This window comes from Neobacillus sp. C211 (assembly GCF_051842875.1).
Taxonomy (GTDB): Bacteria; Bacillota; Bacilli; order Bacillales; family Cytobacillaceae; genus Neobacillus.
In genome coordinates this window covers 98984-117023 of record NZ_JBPXRO010000002.1, presented here as the reverse complement: position 1 = coordinate 117023, position 18040 = coordinate 98984, and the positions used below count along the sequence as shown (strand labels likewise).

At 39.1% G+C, this 18040-nt stretch carries 20 protein-coding genes and 1 pseudogene; 6 read left to right on the top strand and 15 right to left on the bottom strand.

Annotated elements, in window-relative coordinates; genetic code table 11:
* Window positions 1–107 precede the first annotated feature (107 nt).
* The 12 genes and pseudogenes from ACSU6B_RS02355 to ACSU6B_RS02300 form a co-directional block, all read right to left on the bottom strand.
* Complete coding sequence (locus tag ACSU6B_RS02355; protein ID WP_215005607.1) at window positions 108–365, bottom strand: DUF2198 family protein; 258 nt, start codon at window positions 363–365, stop codon at window positions 108–110.
* An 88-nt stretch (window positions 366–453) separates the two neighbouring features.
* Window positions 454–1905: a sodium/pantothenate symporter gene (panF, locus tag ACSU6B_RS02350; protein WP_410882445.1), complete on the bottom strand. Its 1452-nt coding sequence runs from the start codon at window positions 1903–1905 to the stop codon at window positions 454–456.
* Window positions 1902–2186: a YhdT family protein gene (locus tag ACSU6B_RS02345; protein WP_410882443.1), complete on the bottom strand. Its 285-nt coding sequence runs from the start codon at window positions 2184–2186 to the stop codon at window positions 1902–1904. The genes panF and ACSU6B_RS02345 overlap by 4 nt, the downstream gene beginning before the upstream one ends.
* A 166-nt stretch (window positions 2187–2352) precedes the next feature.
* On the bottom strand, window positions 2353–3720 hold the full coding sequence (locus ACSU6B_RS02340; RefSeq protein WP_410882441.1) for a 4Fe-4S binding protein: 1368 nt from the start codon (window positions 3718–3720) through the stop codon (window positions 2353–2355).
* Entirely contained in the window at window positions 3707–4177 is a 471-nt protein-coding gene (locus tag ACSU6B_RS02335) for a hypothetical protein (protein ID WP_410882439.1), read from the bottom strand. The genes ACSU6B_RS02340 and ACSU6B_RS02335 overlap by 14 nt, the downstream gene beginning before the upstream one ends.
* A 277-nt stretch (window positions 4178–4454) precedes the next feature.
* Window positions 4455–6671, bottom strand: coding sequence for a heavy metal translocating P-type ATPase (locus ACSU6B_RS02330; protein ID WP_410882437.1), 2217 nt, complete (start codon window positions 6669–6671; stop codon window positions 4455–4457).
* An 81-nt stretch (window positions 6672–6752) separates the two neighbouring features.
* A complete protein-coding gene (copZ, locus tag ACSU6B_RS02325; protein ID WP_410882435.1) occupies window positions 6753–6959 on the bottom strand; it encodes a copper chaperone CopZ in 207 nt (68 codons plus the stop codon).
* Between the two features lie 23 nt (window positions 6960–6982).
* Window positions 6983–7333, bottom strand: coding sequence for a metal-sensitive transcriptional regulator (locus ACSU6B_RS02320; protein ID WP_410882433.1), 351 nt, complete (start codon window positions 7331–7333; stop codon window positions 6983–6985).
* 234 nt (window positions 7334–7567) lie between these two features.
* Window positions 7568–7663 (bottom strand): annotated as a pseudogene (locus ACSU6B_RS02315) (sulfite exporter TauE/SafE family protein); the annotation flags it as partial.
* 166 nt (window positions 7664–7829) lie between these two features.
* Window positions 7830–8768, bottom strand: coding sequence for a cation diffusion facilitator family transporter (locus ACSU6B_RS02310; RefSeq protein ID WP_410882431.1), 939 nt, complete (start codon window positions 8766–8768; stop codon window positions 7830–7832).
* 96 nt (window positions 8769–8864) lie between these two features.
* On the bottom strand, window positions 8865–11000 hold the full coding sequence (locus ACSU6B_RS02305) for a heavy metal translocating P-type ATPase (RefSeq protein WP_410882429.1): 2136 nt from the start codon (window positions 10998–11000) through the stop codon (window positions 8865–8867).
* Window positions 10993–11361 carry an ArsR/SmtB family transcription factor gene (locus ACSU6B_RS02300; RefSeq protein ID WP_410882427.1) on the bottom strand — a complete coding sequence of 123 codons (369 nt, stop codon included), beginning with the start codon at window positions 11359–11361 and terminating at the stop codon, window positions 10993–10995. The genes ACSU6B_RS02305 and ACSU6B_RS02300 overlap by 8 nt, the downstream gene beginning before the upstream one ends.
* A gap of 195 nt (window positions 11362–11556) precedes the next feature.
* Here ACSU6B_RS02300 and ACSU6B_RS02295 point away from each other — a divergent pair, with 195 nt between their 5' ends.
* From ACSU6B_RS02295 to ACSU6B_RS02270, 6 genes are all read left to right on the top strand, one after another.
* A complete protein-coding gene (locus ACSU6B_RS02295; protein WP_410882425.1) occupies window positions 11557–11766 on the top strand; it encodes a hypothetical protein in 210 nt (69 codons plus the stop codon).
* Complete coding sequence (locus ACSU6B_RS02290) at window positions 11763–12440, top strand: ZIP family metal transporter (RefSeq protein ID WP_410882423.1); 678 nt, start codon at window positions 11763–11765, stop codon at window positions 12438–12440. The genes ACSU6B_RS02295 and ACSU6B_RS02290 overlap by 4 nt, the downstream gene beginning before the upstream one ends.
* A 101-nt stretch (window positions 12441–12541) precedes the next feature.
* On the top strand, window positions 12542–12709 hold the full coding sequence (locus tag ACSU6B_RS02285) for a twin-arginine translocase TatA/TatE family subunit (protein ID WP_410882421.1): 168 nt from the start codon (window positions 12542–12544) through the stop codon (window positions 12707–12709).
* Between the two features lie 287 nt (window positions 12710–12996).
* Window positions 12997–13773: an amino acid ABC transporter substrate-binding protein gene (locus ACSU6B_RS02280; protein ID WP_410882419.1), complete on the top strand. Its 777-nt coding sequence runs from the start codon at window positions 12997–12999 to the stop codon at window positions 13771–13773.
* A 63-nt stretch (window positions 13774–13836) separates the two neighbouring features.
* A complete protein-coding gene (locus tag ACSU6B_RS02275) occupies window positions 13837–14496 on the top strand; it encodes an amino acid ABC transporter permease (RefSeq protein WP_410882417.1) in 660 nt (219 codons plus the stop codon).
* A gap of 15 nt (window positions 14497–14511) precedes the next feature.
* A complete protein-coding gene (locus tag ACSU6B_RS02270; protein ID WP_410882415.1) occupies window positions 14512–15255 on the top strand; it encodes an amino acid ABC transporter ATP-binding protein in 744 nt (247 codons plus the stop codon).
* Between the two features lie 278 nt (window positions 15256–15533).
* Here the strand turns inward: ACSU6B_RS02270 and cydS are convergent, their stop codons facing one another.
* Genes cydS through ACSU6B_RS02255 form a run of 3 tightly spaced genes read right to left on the bottom strand, consistent with a single transcriptional unit; the run spans window position 15534 to window position 18018 of the window.
* Window positions 15534–15635: a cytochrome bd oxidase small subunit CydS gene (gene cydS / locus ACSU6B_RS02265; RefSeq protein ID WP_374103889.1), complete on the bottom strand. Its 102-nt coding sequence runs from the start codon at window positions 15633–15635 to the stop codon at window positions 15534–15536.
* 11 nt (window positions 15636–15646) lie between these two features.
* A complete protein-coding gene (locus tag ACSU6B_RS02260; protein WP_410882413.1) occupies window positions 15647–16675 on the bottom strand; it encodes a cytochrome d ubiquinol oxidase subunit II in 1029 nt (342 codons plus the stop codon).
* Window positions 16672–18018, bottom strand: a complete 1347-nt coding sequence (locus ACSU6B_RS02255; protein ID WP_410882411.1) for a cytochrome ubiquinol oxidase subunit I — start codon at window positions 18016–18018, stop codon at window positions 16672–16674. Before ACSU6B_RS02255 ends, ACSU6B_RS02260 begins: the two co-directional genes overlap by 4 nt.
* Between the last annotated feature and the right edge of the window lie 22 nt (window positions 18019–18040).

Genomic DNA, 18040 nt, shown 5'->3' with positions numbered 1-18040 from the left:
TTCCCCTAAAAACAAACCAATAATATGCGAACGAATATTCGTTTTTTTAAATTTCAACACAAAAAGCCTGCCATTTTCCTGACAGACTCACTAAAACTTCGAATGTATTAACTCTTATTAATGGCTCTCTGCATCATTTTTTCTGCCATCCAAAACCCTGCTGTTAACGAGAAGGCATCCACTACGATGAGCACAAATGTGTTGGTATACCCTTTATATACTGAAGTAGCAATCAGGGCAACGGTTAAAATTAGCCCGATGACCCGGTTGTAAGTAACCCTTGTAAAAAGCAAGACCAGCAGCCCCGGAAGAATAAGTGCTGACAAATATCGAATAACGGTTTCCAATGAGTACACCTCATTCATACATTAATTTCTGTTAATTCATTCTAGAAATTATTGCACATAATTGCAACAAAAATGATAGATGAACTGCCATTCGAAGCGCCTTAGCTTATTTTTCCATTCTAACGTTGATCGGACCTTCGTTTTGCTGTGTAAATAAACTAGTTACCACGAATCCCAGGAGAGAAAGCAGAATAGGGAGGACCACCGTATGAAACCCAAATGCATTTGGATAAAATTGATCTAATAAAATATAAGAACCCATCCCTAAAACCATCGAAGTAATTGCCCCGTATTTATTGCCCTTACTCCAATATAATCCTAAAATAACCGGCCAAATAAAGACCGACTCGAGTCCCCCAAAAGAAAACAGATTCAGCCAAACGATTAAATCAGGTGGACTTAACGAGAACAGAATGACCACAATTCCAATAATCGCCGTCACGCTGAAACTAACCTTTTTCACAAGGTCGTTCCCTGCATCCGGCTTGATGTAATTTAAATAGACATCTTTTACTAGTGCAGAGCTAACTAGAATTAAAAGAGCGTCCACCGTCGACATAATGGCTGCCATCGGTGCAGCGAGAACGATACCCGCAGCATAGGGCGGCAGTACTTTCATTGATAACAAAGGCATAACAGTATCACCGATTTTCACACCTGGTAGAACAGGTCTTGCGAACACGCCAATGAGATGCATACCCAGCATGATAAAACCGACGACAATGGTTCCAATAATAATCGCACTATGCATCGCCTTCGAATTTTTATAAGACATCGCTCGGACAGCAATTTGCGGCAAGCCGACGACGCCAATCCCTACTAATATCCAAAAGGAGGAAACAAAGGATGGCGTTAAACTACGTTCTGCACCATAGGGACTGATTAAATTAGGATTTTCCGTTGCTAAATCTGAGATGATCTTCGGGATTCCTCCACCGGCTTTAATTGTAGCGATTAACAGGATTAACGTTCCCCCAAACATGACCACACCTTGGATGGTGTCTGTGATCGCAACCGCACGAAAGCCGCCGACAATAACAAAGACGAGGACGGAAAAAGCAAAGATTAATAAAGCAGTCGTATATGGCAAGCCTGTTAAACTTTCTACCAAACGTGCTCCGCCAATCCATTGGGCGGTCATCGATGAAAACAGAAAGATGATAATACTTGCGGCTGAGAATAACACGACCGCTTTACTTTTATAGCGCTCTTTTAGAAAGTCAATTAAGGTGATTGCCTTGTACTGACGGGATATAATCGCAAATTTCTTCCCCAATACCATTAACGTAAAATAACCGGTTGCTAATTGGGCCATGGCAAGTAGGACCCATCCTAATCCTTGCGTATAAGCAACCCCGGGCCCTCCGATAAAGCTGCTGGCACTTCCATACGTCGCAACCATCGTCATCGCCAGGATGAATCCGCCCATTTGACGTTCTCCTAAAAAGTACTCCTCCAAGAAAGAATTGGATTTAATAACAAATTTGTTTGACCACATCCCAACAGCGAAGATAATCAATAAGAAAATAAGTAATGGTGTAATGACGGCCCAGTTCACTTGTTTTCCCCCTCTTCCACTTCAAAGGGAACATCCTTGAATAAAACTCTTACGGCAAAAATAACGAGTATAACCATAACAATAAAGCCAAGAATACAGCTGTAAAAAAACCATGCTGGCAAACCATATATGTACGAATATTGTTCTACTTTGGCCGAACCAAGCCCATAGGCAAAACCGTACCACCAGATAAAATTAATCAAAACAAGAATAATTCCAATTATAGCTTCTCTGTGAGCGATCTTGAAACGCTTGTCCAGTGGATTGCTGCTTTTTTTCATTTGATTCCTCCTGGGTGAAAATTCTCTCTAACATCATCAAGTTATTTTAACCAATAATGAAAAAATATCCAATTTAAAACTATTTTCCTCCATTAACTTTTCATAATATCAACACCAAATCTCCCTTATTAAGGTTGTTAATTTTTTAGCATTATTCAACCCTATATTAAACCCTATGCATCATAGGTAATGAGAATAAATAAATATTAGTGATCGCAAGAACAGTCATGAGTACGTAGTAAGGAAGCATGGCCTTAAATGCTGTCTTTTTGCCTTTTCCCATTCTGTACACAACATAACAAGTGCCTGCCAATCCAATTAAGATTACAATATATTGAATCATTTGTACGGTTGGTGTGGAAGCGAGACTTAAACTCGCTGGATTGGAATTGACCCCAAATAATCTGATCGAATTAAACCAAACGGCCTTTCCTTCAGTGAAGATATGGAACAGGTTATGAGCCAGATGTCCTGCTAAGTCTAAAGGAATAATCGCATAACCAAAACGTGTAAAGTTCTTTTTGAGTGTGCCTTCCATTCCAAGGAAAGAAGCAATTTTAGCAGTGCCTAACAATAATAGGATTGGTAATGCCATAGCAATGATAAAGGCGATCGTAAAGTTAACAACATAGCTTGAAGTACCAGTAACAGACCCTATTGCCTTTAAGATATCCTGCCAAGGTTCAAGCATCGTAATATTTTGTACGAACACAATGCCCATAATAACAGCAGCTAGGGAAGCATGCTCAAGCTTTGGATTTTTTAAGCCCCATAACTCTTTCGTCGGAACTCTGGTTGTAATTTTGACGGAATTATTTGGACAGTTTTTCACACAGTTTCCGCAAATATTACATTCTGCACTCGACTCCATTGTTCTAGGGAATTGGAACATTGGACATCCTTCCACACCTTCAGTTCCTTTATAGCAGGATTGCACTTTACATGTTTTACAAATATCAGGTGTTGCCTGAACTTTTAAAGCTCCAGAGCGTGAATAATTCCCAGCAAGACCACCAAGGAAACAAAGCGTCTTACAGAAGGTTCTTCTTTCATAAAAAACGGAGGTGGCTACAACCATTGTGACAAGTAAAAGCAATAAGTAACCTGAACCTCTTGGTGACTCGACAATTCCCCACACATGGTCACTATAAGTAATCATTATAAAGAATAAATCAATCAACCAAATTCCATATTTTTTTAAAAACTTAGGCATTGGTCGCTTGCTGCCAACAAACTTCCGGACAATATCACTTAATTTACCGAACGGACAGATGGTACACCAGAAGCGGCCAGTTACTAAAAATAGAACGGGTATAATCGGCCACCATAACACCCATGTCATCGTGGTACCAAAGTTTTTACTTGGATCAACTGTTCCCATTACTAATTCATAAACAATAATGGAAAATACAAAGATAACGATCCATTGAAAGATTCCAGGATACCATTTGCTTTTAACAAATTTCTTCGCAACTGGTATAGATAGAAGATCAAAAGATTCCTTTTCAGGTAAGTTTTTCTCAGGCATTGCCATTGTTTAAATCCCCCTTTCTTCTAAACCATTTATTCCAAACACCTATTAAGATAAATGATAGATTTACTGCTCCAAAGGTACCTAACACTTTATAATTTGGCGGTATTTCAACCACTTCTGCATGATGATCGTGAGCTTCACCACCGCTACCTTCCATGTCTGTTCCACTGTCATGGTTCATTCCTTCCATGTCTGTTCCACTGTCATGATTCATTCCTTCCATGTCCGTTCCACTGTCATGGTTCATTCCTTCCATGTCCGTTCCGCTGTCATGGTTCATTCCTTCCATGTCATCCCCCTCACTGGATGCATCTTGACTCTTTATACCACTATTTTTGAGGTTCTCTGTGGCTTGTTTTATGTTTGGGCTATGAGAATGCCCCTTATCTGCTAAAGCCCTTACATCGAATGAGAAAATAAATATTAATGTAAAAATAAGTAAATATAGTTTTTTCAACTTTTCCACCTCCAGAAAGTTAATTATGGATCTAATGTTCATATGTATAATGTACTGGGGAAATTTGCAGTTTCTATGCATATTTGTTGGATATAATATGGCATATAGATTTTCGATTCATTTGTTCATATAATTGTAAAATCTGACCTCTATTTTTTAAATTTAGAATTAAATTACACTTTGACTTTAATCCAAACAAAAAAGAAGAACCGATGTGGCTCTTCTTTATTTCTATGATTATACATATTGTAAAGTAACCTTCACATAATGCTCACCTCTACATTTTAACTTTTTGCAAACGTAATGCATTGAGAACAACAGATACTGAACTGAATGCCATTGCTGCACCTGCAAGCCATGGCGCAAGGAATCCAAGAGCAGCGATTGGAATACCAAGTGTATTATAGGCAAGAGCCCAGAAAAGGTTTTGCTTTATATTACCGATTGTTTTTTTACTCATGAAAATAGCATCTGCAATACTATTTAAATCCCCGCGAATAAGAGTTAAATCTGCCGCTTCCATTGCCACATCTGTTCCGGTTCCAATGGCCATTCCAATATCTGCCACTGCAAGGGCTGGTGCGTCATTGATTCCATCTCCGACCATCGCCACTTTCTTACCTAGTGCCTGTAATTTCTTAATTTCATCTGCCTTACCTTCAGGGAGGACCTCAGCAATCACATGGTCGATCCCCACTTGATCTGCAATGGCTTTTGCAGTCTGTTGGTTATCGCCTGTAATCATAATTACTTCAATTCCCATATTTTTAAGTCGACTAATAGCAGTTTTGGATGTCTCTTTAATAGTATCTGCCACAGCAACCATACCTGCAAATTGGCCATCTATAGCAGCAAGCATAGCTGTTTTCCCAACCATTTCTAATGCATTCATTTGATCATAGGCGTTTTCGACAGGTACGTTAAACATATTCATTAACTTCCTTGTTCCAACTAACAGCTCTTTTCCATCCACTTTAGCTTTTATACCAAATCCAGGGATGGCTTCAAATTTCGTTACATCCTTTAAAGATATACCTTTTTCTTTTATTCCTTGAACGATTGCTTGTGCTAGTGGATGCTCTGATTGTTTTTCAGCTGAACCAACCAGTGATAGGAATTCTTCTTCTATTAAATTTTGATCTGTGAAAACATCTGTTAATACTGGAGTGCCGTTTGTAACTGTGCCGGTTTTATCTAAAACAACAGTAGAAATTTTATGCGTCATTTCTAAATGTTCTCCGCCTTTAAACAGAATTCCGTATTCGGCAGCACGGCCTGAACCTGCCATGATGGAAGTTGGCGTTGCCAATCCCAATGCACACGGACAGGCTATAACAAGGACTGCTATCATTTTCTCAAGTGCATTCGCAAAATCACCAGGAGTTACCCATACATACCAAACGATAAACGCGAAAAGGGCAAGAGCAACAACAATAGGGACAAACACTCCAGAAATCTGGTCAGCAAGGCGTTGAATAGGAGCCTTGGAACCTTGTGCTTCTTCCACTACTTTAATAATTTGAGATAAAGCCGTATCCCTACCTACTTTTGTTGCTTCCACTTTTAAAAATCCATTTTTATTGATCGTTGCTCCTATTACTTCATCACCTATCTTTTTATCAACTGGGACACTTTCACCTGTCAGCATCGACTCATCAATAGCTGAGCTACCCTCAACAATTTTTCCGTCTACTGGAATTTTCTCGCCAGGCTTGATATGCAGAATGTCGCTAACGATCACTTCTTCAATTGGTACTTCCTGTTCCACTCCTGCTCTTTCAATGATTGCTGTCTTTGCTTGAAGACCCATTAGTTTCTTAATCGCTTCAGATGAACGCCCTTTTGCTTTTGCTTCAAAAAGCTTCCCAAGAATAATTAACGTAATAAGAATGGAACTCGTTTCATAATAAAGTTCTACTGAATGGGCCATACTTCCGATTGAAAGCAGCGATAGATACAAACTATAAAAATATGCAGCTGATGTACCTAAAGCAACAAGAACATCCATATTAGCACTCTTATTTTTCAACGCTTTATAAGCTCCAACATAAAATTGTTTTCCGATAAAAAACTGCACCGGAGTAGCCAAAGCAAACTGAACCCACGGATTCATAAACATTTTTGGAACCCAAATAAAAGAGGTAAAGGAAAAGTGTCCAACCATTGCCCATAATAGTGGGAAAGAAAGGATCGCAGAAAAAATAAATTTTCCAGTTTGTTTATCAATTTCCTTTTGACGATAATCACTTGTGTCTATTTCATCTTCCTTAATATGAGCACCATAACCAAGGCTTTCCACCTTTTTAATGATATCGCCTGAAGAGAGTTCCGCACTTTTATATTCCACTGTTGCTATTTCCAGTGCCAAATTCACATTTGCTTTCACTACCCCATCTAACTTATTTAGACCTTTTTCGATCCGAGTAGCACAAGCCGCACAGGTCATTCCGTTTATGTCAAATTCGTTTTTTTCATTTACAACATTTTGACTCATAAATGCCAACTCCTTATACCCTATATAGGTATATTTTTTTGTAAAAAGAACGTGCTATCAGCTAGCACGTCTTTTCACTATTTATTTCACATCGTACCCCTGGTCATCGATGGTCTCCTTAATCTTTTCTAATGAAACCTCTTGGTTATTAAACTCAACATCTACTTTAGCTGCTTTTAAATCAACTTTTACAGAGCTAACACCTTTTAGTGCACCGACACTTCCTTCTACCGCTTTCACACAATGACCGCATGACATTCCTTGAACATTCAATATTACCTTTTCCATTTTAATACTCCCTTTCACATTATTTATTTTTTTATAAGTCTTTGAATAGTGGTTATTAACTCATCAACAACTTCATGGTCACCCTCTTGAATTCTCTCAACCACACAACTTTTCATATGGCCTCCCAAAAGTACTTTAGCAACGCTGTTTAAAGCTGCTTGAGTAGCTGCAATCTGAGTAATGACATCATCACAATACGTATCTTTTTCAATCAAACCTTTTATGCCACGAATCTGTCCCTCGATACGGTTTAATCTTGTGACAAGATTTTGTTTTGTTTTATCAGAATGATGGCTTTTTCGCCCAGATGTTAAAGTATCACAATGTTCACTACTATGATGAGGTTTAAGGTTAACAGGATCGTGATTATTCATTATCACCCCTCCTTCAACTTAATATTACCATACCCCCCTACCCTATGTAAATAATCAATTTTGGAAGTTTTTTATTTTTTTATTTTTTTATTTTTTTATTTTTTTATTAGGTCGCATGCTTTAAAATATATTTGAAAAAATAGTAAATTTTTTTATGCAAGTATTAACTTCCTTAATTAATAAATCTTACAAAACAAAAAAACAACGATTCTCACTCGTTGTTTTTTTGTTTTGAGACAATACGACAGGCATTAAGGTGACAAAGAATAGTAGAAACATAGTCGGACAGAATGCTAGTGAAAAACTAAATCCTAACATAAACAACCCAACGCATAGACAATTGGCCATGATTCTAAGTTATAGGCTATATTGGAAAACGGTTTACTCACAAATGAGCTAAATTGACTTAATATACTGTACATTTAATCACCTTAAATCAATAGTTTATGTCTAAAACAGCAACTCCTAAAAAGAAACAACTGTTTTGTCTTAGTGGTTATATCGTACCTTCAGGTTGCAAGGAACAGCTATAAGTTCCTTTTTCAATTTGAATAGTGGCATGTTCAATACCGAATTGGTCATGCAATTCCTTTGTTAACTTTTGAAGCAGCTCATCATTATCATCTATTTCAGATCGAATTATATGAACGGTTAAAGCAGCCTCGGTCGTACTCATTCCCCAAACATGCAGGTCATGAATTTCCAAAATCGTTGGTAAACCACTTAAGTAATCCTTAATTTTATTAATATCAATGCCTTCTGGTACAGCATCCAATGACAAATTAATGGATTCCATTAATAATCCCCACGTACCAAATAAAATGACAATTGAAATTAAAAGACTTACTAGAGGGTCAAGCCATTGCCATCCTGACCAAAGAATAATAAGCCCTGCAATCACTACCCCAAGTGAAACTAAGGCATCCGCAGCCATGTGCATGAAAGCCCCACGGATATTTAAATCGTTTTTTCGTCCTGACATAAAAAGTAAAGCTGTGAGAGTGTTAATCACAATACCAATGATTGCTACGATGATAACAGTTTTTCCTGCAACTGGTTCTGGAGAAGAAAATCGTTGGATAGCCTCCCAGGCAATAGCACCAATTGCTACTAATAAAAAAACAGCATTGAATAGCGCAGCTAAGATGGAACTTCTTTTATATCCATAAGTCCGCTTTTTAGTAGGTGCTTTTTTTCCTAACCAAACGGCAATCCAAGCAATAATTAAACCTAAAACGTCACTTATGTTATGTCCTGCATCCGCAAGCAGTGCTAAAGAATCCCCTAGGATACCGTATATAATTTCAACAATAATAAAAATGGTATTTAATATAATCCCAAATCCAAATGCAAAGCCATAATTGGCTGGTGCATGACTATGTCCATGACTGTGACTGTGCCCATGGTTATGACCATGGCTATGATTATGTCCCATTCCTATCTCTCCTACTTAAATTTAATTATGACAAGCATGCTCAATTGTTTGTTGTACCCTTCCATTAAAAGGCTTCCCACTTTGGGAAGCCCCACTTTATTTGTCTTTTACTCGGAGAAGTCGTAAACCATTAAGAGTCACAATAAGAGTTGCTCCCATGTCTGCGAATATCGCAATCCACAGGGTTAACCAACCTGGAATCACTAATAATAATGCTAAAAGTTTAATTCCTAATGAGAAAGTGATATTTTGCTTGATGATAAATAATGCTTTCCTGCTTAGTTTTAACGTAAATGGTAGTTTCCCTAAATCATCTGCCATTAAAGCAATATCAGCTGTTTCTATAGCTGTATCCGTTCCAGCTCCACCCATCGCTATTCCGACTGTGGATGCAGCTAGAGCTGGTGCATCATTTACACCGTCTCCAACCATTGCCACACGGTCAAATTTGTATCTTAGATCTTTAATAAAGGTTAATTTATCTTGAGGTAAAAGATCTGCTTGTATATCAGAAACTCCTACCTGCTTTCCAATCGCATTGGCGGTCCCTTTGTTATCACCCGTTAACATGATGGTTTTTTGAATACCTAATGAGTGAAGTTTCTGTATAACTGATTTACTGTTCACTCTCACTTCGTCTGCAACTGCGAGTAGTCCCAATATTTCAGTTGAAGTACCTGCAACCATCACTGTTTTACCTTTATTTTGAAGGTCAGAAATGGTAGCTTTTAAATTCGCTGGAATTCCATTTGATAGGATCTCATCGAATAAATTAGGGCTTCCCACATAATACATTTTACCGCTGACCCTACCTTTGATGCCTTTACCTGTAATGGAAGAAAAGTCTTCAATCACAAGATCTAGATAAGGTAAGTTTTCCTGCTCTGCTTTCTTCATGATTGCTGAAGCCAAAGGATGCTGAGAACTCTTTTCTAAAGCAGCGATAATGGAAAGAAGTTCATTCGAATTTGAATTTGGTTGAGGTAGATAATCCGTTACAACAGGAATTCCTTCTGTTAAGGTACCTGTTTTATCAAAGGCAATGGCTTTAATGGCTCCCATTTCCTCTAAATGAATCCCACCTTTGATCAGAACCCCGTTTCGCGCAGCATTTCCGATTGCTGTAACAATAGATACAGGAGTGGAAATGACAAGAGCACAAGGACAACCAACCACTAATACGGCAAGACTCTGATAAACCCATTTGCTCCAGTCCCCATCAAATAAAAGTGGTGGAAGTACGGCCACTAATAACGAAATAAACATGATAACAGGTGTATAATACTTAGCAAAGCGATCAACAAATGCTTGTGATGGAGCCTTTTCTGCTTGAGCTTCCTCTACAAGGTGAATAATTTTTGCAATAGTCGTATCGTCTACATGTTTAGTAACTTTTACTTCAAGCAGTCCTTCTTCATTTAGTGTTCCTGCGAACACTTCATCATCTATGGTTTTCGAAACTGGAACAGATTCACCTGTAATGGCAGCTTGATTCACAGCGGATAATCCTTTAACTACTTTTCCATCCATGGCAATTTTCTGTCCTGGTTTTACAATTAAAATATCCCCAATCCGAATATCGTCCACTTCTACTGTAAATTCTTGATTACCTCTTCGTATTAAAGCCTCTTTTGGAGCAATATCCATTAAGGAACGAATCGATTGTCTGGCTTTATCCATTGAATAGGATTCTAGAACCTCACTAATGGCAAAAAGGATGACAACCGTTGCTCCTTCTCCCCACTCACCGATAATTGCTGCTCCAATAACGGCGATCGTCATCAAGGTTCTCATATCAAACTCTAATTGAAATAAGTTCTTCAATCCTGTCGTAAACAGGCGATGACCGCCTACTAAAATAGAAGCCCCATACGCTAAAATCGATGAGGTACTCTCTTCACCATACATTTGTCCTGCCATCCACCCAATGATCAAGAAAACCAATGAGGCGATAACAGATGAATGTTTTTTCAAAAACGGCTCTTTTTTCTCTTCAAATTTTTGTTTTTCAGGTATGACTTTAATATTTTCAAAGGCCCCTGCTTTCTCTATTTCCTCTATAGTTGTTTCACCAAAAACTGTAAGTTTAGAAGCACCGAAATTTACACTTGCATTAGCAACACCATCCAGGTGTTGTACGTTCTTTTCGAACTTTGTCGCACAGCCTGCTCAGGTGAATCCCTGTACACGGTAAACGGTTTTTTCATTGGTTTGTTCTAAAGCGTTACTCATGAGATTTCACCTCCTTTTGATGTTCAAATGCAATCTTTATCAATTGTCTTACATGATCATCATCTAATGAATAAAATACTAATTTGCCCTCTTTTCGATATTTCGCTAATCCTAAATTACGAAGAAGTCGTAAATGATGGGATGCAGTAGCTGTTGAACTTCCTACAATGTTTGCTACGTCACATACACATAATTCATCTTCTTCACTTAAGGCGTAGGCGATTTTTATTCTAGTATCATCTGATAAGGCTTTGAATATTTGTGATACAGACATAGTATCTTGCTGTGAAATAGATCCTTTTAAACGTTTTACTTTGTCTTCATCAACACAGGTTACTTCACATATATCATCGTGCTTCATTTTTTCACCACCATTATTCAAACGTCTATTTGATTATTAGTATATGTTGGTTCAAAAAAATGGTCAAATATTTATTTGAATGTTTTATCATAAAATTTTAAATTTTCTATTGACAGAAAGAATGTCTCTGAAATAGAGTATTGACACAGACAAATAAAGTTGCATAAAGGAAACTTTTTAGGAGGAGGTAAAAGCATGTCAGACAAAAAAATTTCTCGACGAGATATTTTAAAAATAGGTACTACAGGAGCATTAGGGATAGCTGGGAGTGTTTATTTAAGTAAAGTAGCCCCATATTCCCAAATGGTTCATGCAGAAGAAAAAACAACAAGTCACAATAATCATTCTGCAAATCACTCAAACATGTATGATTCTTCAAAAACAGAAGGTTATAAGATGGGTTGAACTATGGATTTATTGGTTTTTACGTAGGGATTGTTCCCATTACTTTAGGATTACTATGGTTTCCATTTATGAAACGTTTGAAAAAAGGCTGGATTAATGCCATTCTTGCTCTCACAGTTGGCCTCCTCCTATTCTTATTCTTTGGTACGTTATTTGATGGATTTGAAATAGGAGCAGAAGCCCCGTCTGTATTCCAGGGCAACATGGTGGTAATCATTTGTACGATTCTTTCATTTTTATTACTGGTTGGATTTGATCAATATCAACATCAAAGACAAAAACGAAAGGGTTATTCTCCACTAGGGATTTCATTATTGATGGCAACAGGAATTGGTCTTCATAATTTTGGTGAAGGATTGGCAATTGGCTCATCATTTGCACTAGGTGAAGCAGCATTAGGTACGTTTTTAGTAATCGGATTTACTCTGCATAATATTACTGAAGGGATTGGGATTGCTGCCCCATTACTGAGGAGTAAGCCAAAGATTAGCCACTTTGTGTTATTAGGTACGATTGCAGGTGCCCCTGCGATATTGGGAACTTGGTTCGGAGGGTTTATTTTTTCACCAATTTGGGGTGCAGTATTTTTAGGAGTTGGTGCAGGTGCTATTTTACAGGTAATATTCGTAATTTCAAAAATGCTGATGGAAGAAAACAAAAGGAATAATGAATAATGAACCTGTCGTATCATGGATGAATTTTACTGGATTTACAATCGGAATATTTATCATGTATTTTACAGCCTTTTTCGTAAAATAATTAAGGGGTGTTTGGAATGGCAAATATAGGATTTGGTGGAGCCTTAATTATACTTGTTATTGCACTAATTGTTTTTGGCCCGAAAAAACTTCCAGAGCTCGGTCGTGCTGTTGGATCTACACTTAAAGAATTTAAACAGTCAACAAAAGGGATATTGGATGATGATCACGATAAAGAAAAATAAATAAACTTCTATATAAAAGGTGGCTCATCATGTTAAGACGATGAACTACCTTTTTTATATATTCCTAAATCACAAACAAAAAAGAGAATTGTCCTGATTGTTCTCCATTTCAATCTGATCAGCTTCTCTTCTATATTCCATTAACTAGCTTTGAGTATTTTCAATTTTCATATTATTTATAATGCTATTGTATTAAATAATATTATAGCGTTATAATATGTTAGTGTAATAATTCGGTAACGTACTAAAGGAAATTTAAAATAAATAGCTAAGGTGGTAGTTCTATTATGAAACGGTTAATACCTATGATTCTAGTAATAGCAGCACTATTCTCGGTCCTTACAGGATGTTCGTCTAAATCATCAGGAGCAAAGAACAACACACTCGTGATTGGGATTGATGATAAATTTGCCCCGATGGGTTTCCGCGATGAGAACAATAAAATTGTTGGTTTTGACATCGACTACGCAAACGCAGCTGCTGAAAAGATGGGGAAAAAGGTCAAGTTTCAACCAATTGATTGGAGCACAAAAGAAGCGGAACTTAGCAGTGGACGGATTGACCTTATTTGGAACGGATACACTATTACGGATGAACGTAAAAAGAAAGTTCTTTTCACGAAGCCATATTTGAAGAATGCACAAGTGGTTGTTACATTGGCTGATTCAAAGCTTACTAAATTAGATGATTTAAATGGAAAGGTTGTTGGACTGCAGACACTATCTTCTGCAGCAGATGCTTTGGATGCTGCACCTATTAAAGCCAAAATTAAGACAGTTACCGAATTTGCTGATAATGTCCAGGCATTAACTGACTTAAAGAGTGGTCGTTTGGATGCAGTAGTAATTGATGAAGTTGTTATCGATTATTATATGAAAAAGGAAAAAGAGTCTTTTAAAGTACTTCAAGAATCACTTGCTCCTGAAGAATACGGAATTGGCGTTAAAAAAGGGAATGAAGCATTACTTGAAAAGTTACAAAAAGCACTCGATGAGATGAATGAGGATGGCACAGCAGCAGGTATCTCTGAAAAGTGGTTTGGCGAGAATAAAGTATTAAACTAATACCGAATATAAGGCGAACAGGATTTCCATTGGGAACCCTGTTTTGCTTTTGGAGGAACATATATGTCTTTTGATTATCTGATTTCCATACTTAAACCAATGCTCGAAGGCGCCCAGATGACAATCCTCTTGTTTGTCATTGCGATTGTGGTTTCGATTCCACTTGGGTTTATATTAACACTGGCTGTCGGCAGCCGTTTTAAGCCTGTGTCCCTGCTTGCACAAGGATATATTTACGTGATGCGCGGTACACCGCTCTTGCTTCAGCTGTTATTTATCTGTTTCGGGCTGCCGATGATACCAGTAGTTGGAGAATATTTAGTTTTGGACCGCTTTGTCGCTGCCTGTTTAGGTTTTATCTTGAACTATGCTGCCTATTTCGCCGAAATCTTTCGCGGCGGGCTTCTTGCGATTGATAAAGGTCAATATGAGGCATCGCAAGTGCTCGGCCTGAATAAATGGCAGACGTTAACAAAGGTCATCCTTCCGCAAATGTTCCGGATCGCCCTTCCTGCTGTCGCGAACGAATCCATTACATTGGTCAAAGATACCGCACTGCTCTATGCGGTTGCCGTACCGGAATTGTTGCATTTTGCCCAGACAGCTGTAAACCGCGACTTTACCATCGTTCCTTTCTTCGTCGCCGGTATTATTTACTTGATCATGACGCTCCTCTTAACGATGGTCTTTAAATGGCTCGAAAAACGGTTCAAATTTGAATAAGAAGGAGTGATAACTATGCCTGTCATGGAAATAGCTAACCTCAAAAAATCGTATGGGAATTTGGATGTCCTAAAACAGATTAGCTTTGATGTAAATAAAAATGATGTGGTAGCCGTCATTGGTCCCTCCGGTTCCGGGAAGAGTACGATGCTCCGCAGTTTGGTCCATCTTGAAAAAATAGACGGTGGCACGATTTGTGTCTCCGGTAAGCATTTAGTAAAGGACGGCGTCTATGCGAAACCCCTGGAGATTAAAGAGATCAATGCAAAAATGGGGATGGTCTTTCAGCATTTCAACCTCTTTCCGCATCTCACGGTGAAAGAAAATTTGGAACTAGCTCCAAAAATGCTGAAAACGGAAGCGCCCGCTAAAATTCAGCAACGAAGTAGTGAACTACTCGAGAAAATCGGGCTTACTGACCGGGCAGCAGCCTATCCAGCCAATCTCTCAGGAGGGCAAAAACAACGAGTCGCCATTGCCAGAGCGCTCATGTTAAACCCAGAAATTCTGCTTTTTGATGAGCCTACTTCTGCATTAGACCCCGAATTAACTGGTGAGGTATTACAAGTGATGAAGGATCTGGCCGAAGAACATATGACGATGATTGTTGTGACACATGAGATGGGATTTGCTAAGGAAGTAGCAAACCGGGTTATTTTTATGGACAATGGGGAGATTGTGGAATCTGGTTCGCCCGCGGAGTTGTTTACAAACCCTAAGAATGAACGAACGAAGGCTTTCTTGAAGCGTAGCTTATAAGAGTATGGTTGGATAATAAATGCGGGTTTCGATGTTCATCGAAGCTTTATGAGGACAATTTTCACTTTTCCATCCTTAGTTTTGTCCTCATGAACACCTCATGAGGACAATTTTCACTTTTCCATCCTTAGTTTTGTCCTCATGAACACCTCATGAGGACAGTTTTCACTTTTCCATCCTTAGTTTTGTCCTCATGAACGCCTCATGAGGACAGTTTTTACTTTTTCATCCTTAGGTTTGTCCTCATGAACACTCCATACCGATTTTACAGTCAGTTGTTATTTTTCCACAGAATCATCTTTCGGAGCAATCCAAAACGCCACTACAATCGACACAATCATCACAAGAAACGGGGCATAAAAGAGCAAGAAATCATCCACGTTCATTCCCCCTAAGCATGTTCATCATTTCGATTCCCTTGTACATATTCCTTGTTAAACAGAAACAATTTTAGCAGAAGATATAGCGATGGCAGGAGTAATCCTAACCCTGCAATGAAGGCAACAATCAGGGCAATCGCCATCGATTGATTCGTAAAACTATCATAAAGGGTGAGATAGGGATACAGTAAATAAGGATAATGGGAAGCGCCATAGGCCAAAAAGGCAAGCGCAAATTGCCCGACTAATAACCAGAATGCCAAACCGTACGCACGCCGCTTCCAAATCAAATAAACGGTTCCAGCAAAGAAAACGACAGACAATCCGAACAACCACCAAAGGTCGAGTAAGCGCTGATAATGTTCCGGATTGTGTATCCTCATTTCTATGATAATACCCGCAGCCGTGATAATGGCAGGTCCTGCCCAACTAAGTGCATATTTGCGTAGAAGGTTCGTTGCCGCCTCATCCTTTGCATGATGGGCATACCATGTCAAGAATACAGCGGAGATATATAATACGGCTGTCAGACTAAGGACCACAATACTCCACGATAAAGGACTGGTAAACAATGCCCAATAATCAAGTACAGGCGCAGAACTTTCCATTGTCACAAAGCCGCCTTCTGAAATCGTCAAGACACTCGACAGCGATGCTGGAATAAATAATCCCGTCAACCCATACAAAATGGTGTACCGTTTATGTTTGAGTCCCCCGTAGGTTGTAAAGGCATAATAAGCTCCCCGAATAGCTAGCAAAATAATCGCAATGCTTGCCGGCACAAGTAAGGTGGTGCCGAAGTAATAAGCAGTTTTTGGAAAAAAACCAACCATCCCGACGAAGAAAAACACTAAAAAGACATTCGTGATTTCCCAAACTGGCGATAAATAGCGTTGAATAATCTTCGTCAAAATATGCTGTTTCCCGGTTAATGTACTAAACGCGTTAAAAAATCCTGCCCCAAAATCAATGGACGCAATGATAATATATCCAAAGAGAAACAACCCCAATGCGCTTATCCCGACGATTTCCAGTGTCATAGCACATCACCCGCTTTCTCGGAGGCTCTATCGGCCAATTCCCGTTCCACCGTGTTCTTCCGGAACATTCGCCAGAGTACAACTGCACTGCCAACCCCGAGGACAAGATAAAGCCCAGCAAATAAAACCAACATGATATCCACTTGACCGCTTGTTGTCGCTGCATCTTTAGTTCGCAAAATCCCACGCAGGACCCAAGGCTGACGGCCGACCTCGTCCAGCCACCACCCCGCCTCAATCGCAAGAATGGAGAGAGGGCCGCCGAGCACTAGCAGCCAGCGAAACCATTTGGATACAACGAAACGCCAGTGGCGCCAAGTACCAATTACATACACCAAAGACAAAACAGTCATCCACATCCCAATCGTCACCATCGTATCGAATAAATAGTGAATATACAGGGGCGGCACTTCATCCTTCGGAAACTGATCGAGTCCTATCACTTCTGCATTAGGGACTTCATGAGCCAGAATGCTGAGTGCAAAGGGAATTTTTAGTGCATATTTTACTTCCCCATTATCCAGGACACCGTATAAGACAAGTGGTACACCTTTCCCGGTTTCAAAGTGCCACTCGGCCGCAGCTAATTTTTCTGGCTGATATTCGGCCAAATACTTTCCGGAGAAATCCCCTAAAAGAGAGGTTGCTACGGAAAAGACGAAACCAAGCTTCATTGTTAAAAACAAAGCCTTTTTATGATACGCATGGTTTGACCCCTTAAGTAAACGAAAGGAACCAATCGCAGCCAGGACAAACGCTGAAGTCATATAGGCGGTGACAACTACATGGGCTACCTTTGTCGGCATCGCCGGATTAAACATCGCGATAATTGGACTGACATTTACCAACTGCCCCCCAACCAAATCAAATCCTCGAGGCGCATTCATAAACGCATTGACAATCGTAATAAAAACGGCAGAAAAGGAGGCTCCCAACGCAACAGGAATCAGCAGGAGCAGATGTTTTTTCTGGTCCTTAAACCGATCCCACGTATATATGTAAATACCTAAAAAAATCGCTTCAAAGAAAAACGCAAATGTTTCCATAAATAACGGCAGGGCAATCACATTTCCCGCTAGCTGCATAAAATTGGGCCAGAGTAGTGAGAGCTGTAACCCTATCGCGGTCCCGGTCACAACGCCCACAGCCACGGTAATCACAAATCCCCTTGTCCACCTTCGAGCTAATAAAATATAGTGTTCATCTTGTTTCTTTATCCCCACCCATTGAGCAATCATAATCATCAGCGGAATCCCGACACCAATAGTTGCGTAAATGATGTGAAAAGACAAGGTCAATTCTGTGAGGACACGACTAAAAAATACTGCTTCCTCATTACCCATAAAACTCCCTCCTTTCTTATCC

Bases quoted from the DNA above. Each gene is read 5' to 3' on its own strand.
- ACSU6B_RS02355 (WP_215005607.1), bottom strand. From the start codon at position 365: ATGAATGAGGTGTACTCATTGGAAACCGTTATTCGATATTTGTCAGCA.
- ACSU6B_RS02345 (WP_410882443.1), bottom strand. From the start codon at position 2,186: ATGAAAAAAAGCAGCAATCCACTGGACAAGCGTTTCAAGATCGCTCAC.
- ACSU6B_RS02340 (WP_410882441.1), bottom strand. From the start codon at position 3,720: ATGGCAATGCCTGAGAAAAACTTACCTGAAAAGGAATCTTTTGATCTT.
- ACSU6B_RS02330 (WP_410882437.1), bottom strand. From the start codon at position 6,671: ATGAGTCAAAATGTTGTAAATGAAAAAAACGAATTTGACATAAACGGA.
- copZ (WP_410882435.1), bottom strand. From the start codon at position 6,959: ATGGAAAAGGTAATATTGAATGTTCAAGGAATGTCATGCGGTCATTGT.
- ACSU6B_RS02320 (WP_410882433.1), bottom strand. From the start codon at position 7,333: ATGAATAATCACGATCCTGTTAACCTTAAACCTCATCATAGTAGTGAA.
- ACSU6B_RS02310 (WP_410882431.1), bottom strand. From the start codon at position 8,768: ATGGGACATAATCATAGCCATGGTCATAACCATGGGCACAGTCACAGT.
- ACSU6B_RS02300 (WP_410882427.1), bottom strand. From the start codon at position 11,361: ATGAAGCACGATGATATATGTGAAGTAACCTGTGTTGATGAAGACAAA.
- ACSU6B_RS02295 (WP_410882425.1), top strand. From the start codon at position 11,557: ATGTCAGACAAAAAAATTTCTCGACGAGATATTTTAAAAATAGGTACT.
- ACSU6B_RS02285 (WP_410882421.1), top strand. From the start codon at position 12,542: ATGGCAAATATAGGATTTGGTGGAGCCTTAATTATACTTGTTATTGCA.
- ACSU6B_RS02280 (WP_410882419.1), top strand. From the start codon at position 12,997: ATGAAACGGTTAATACCTATGATTCTAGTAATAGCAGCACTATTCTCG.
- ACSU6B_RS02275 (WP_410882417.1), top strand. From the start codon at position 13,837: ATGTCTTTTGATTATCTGATTTCCATACTTAAACCAATGCTCGAAGGC.
- ACSU6B_RS02270 (WP_410882415.1), top strand. From the start codon at position 14,512: ATGCCTGTCATGGAAATAGCTAACCTCAAAAAATCGTATGGGAATTTG.
- ACSU6B_RS02260 (WP_410882413.1), bottom strand. From the start codon at position 16,675: ATGACACTGGAAATCGTCGGGATAAGCGCATTGGGGTTGTTTCTCTTT.
- ACSU6B_RS02255 (WP_410882411.1), bottom strand. From the start codon at position 18,018: ATGGGTAATGAGGAAGCAGTATTTTTTAGTCGTGTCCTCACAGAATTG.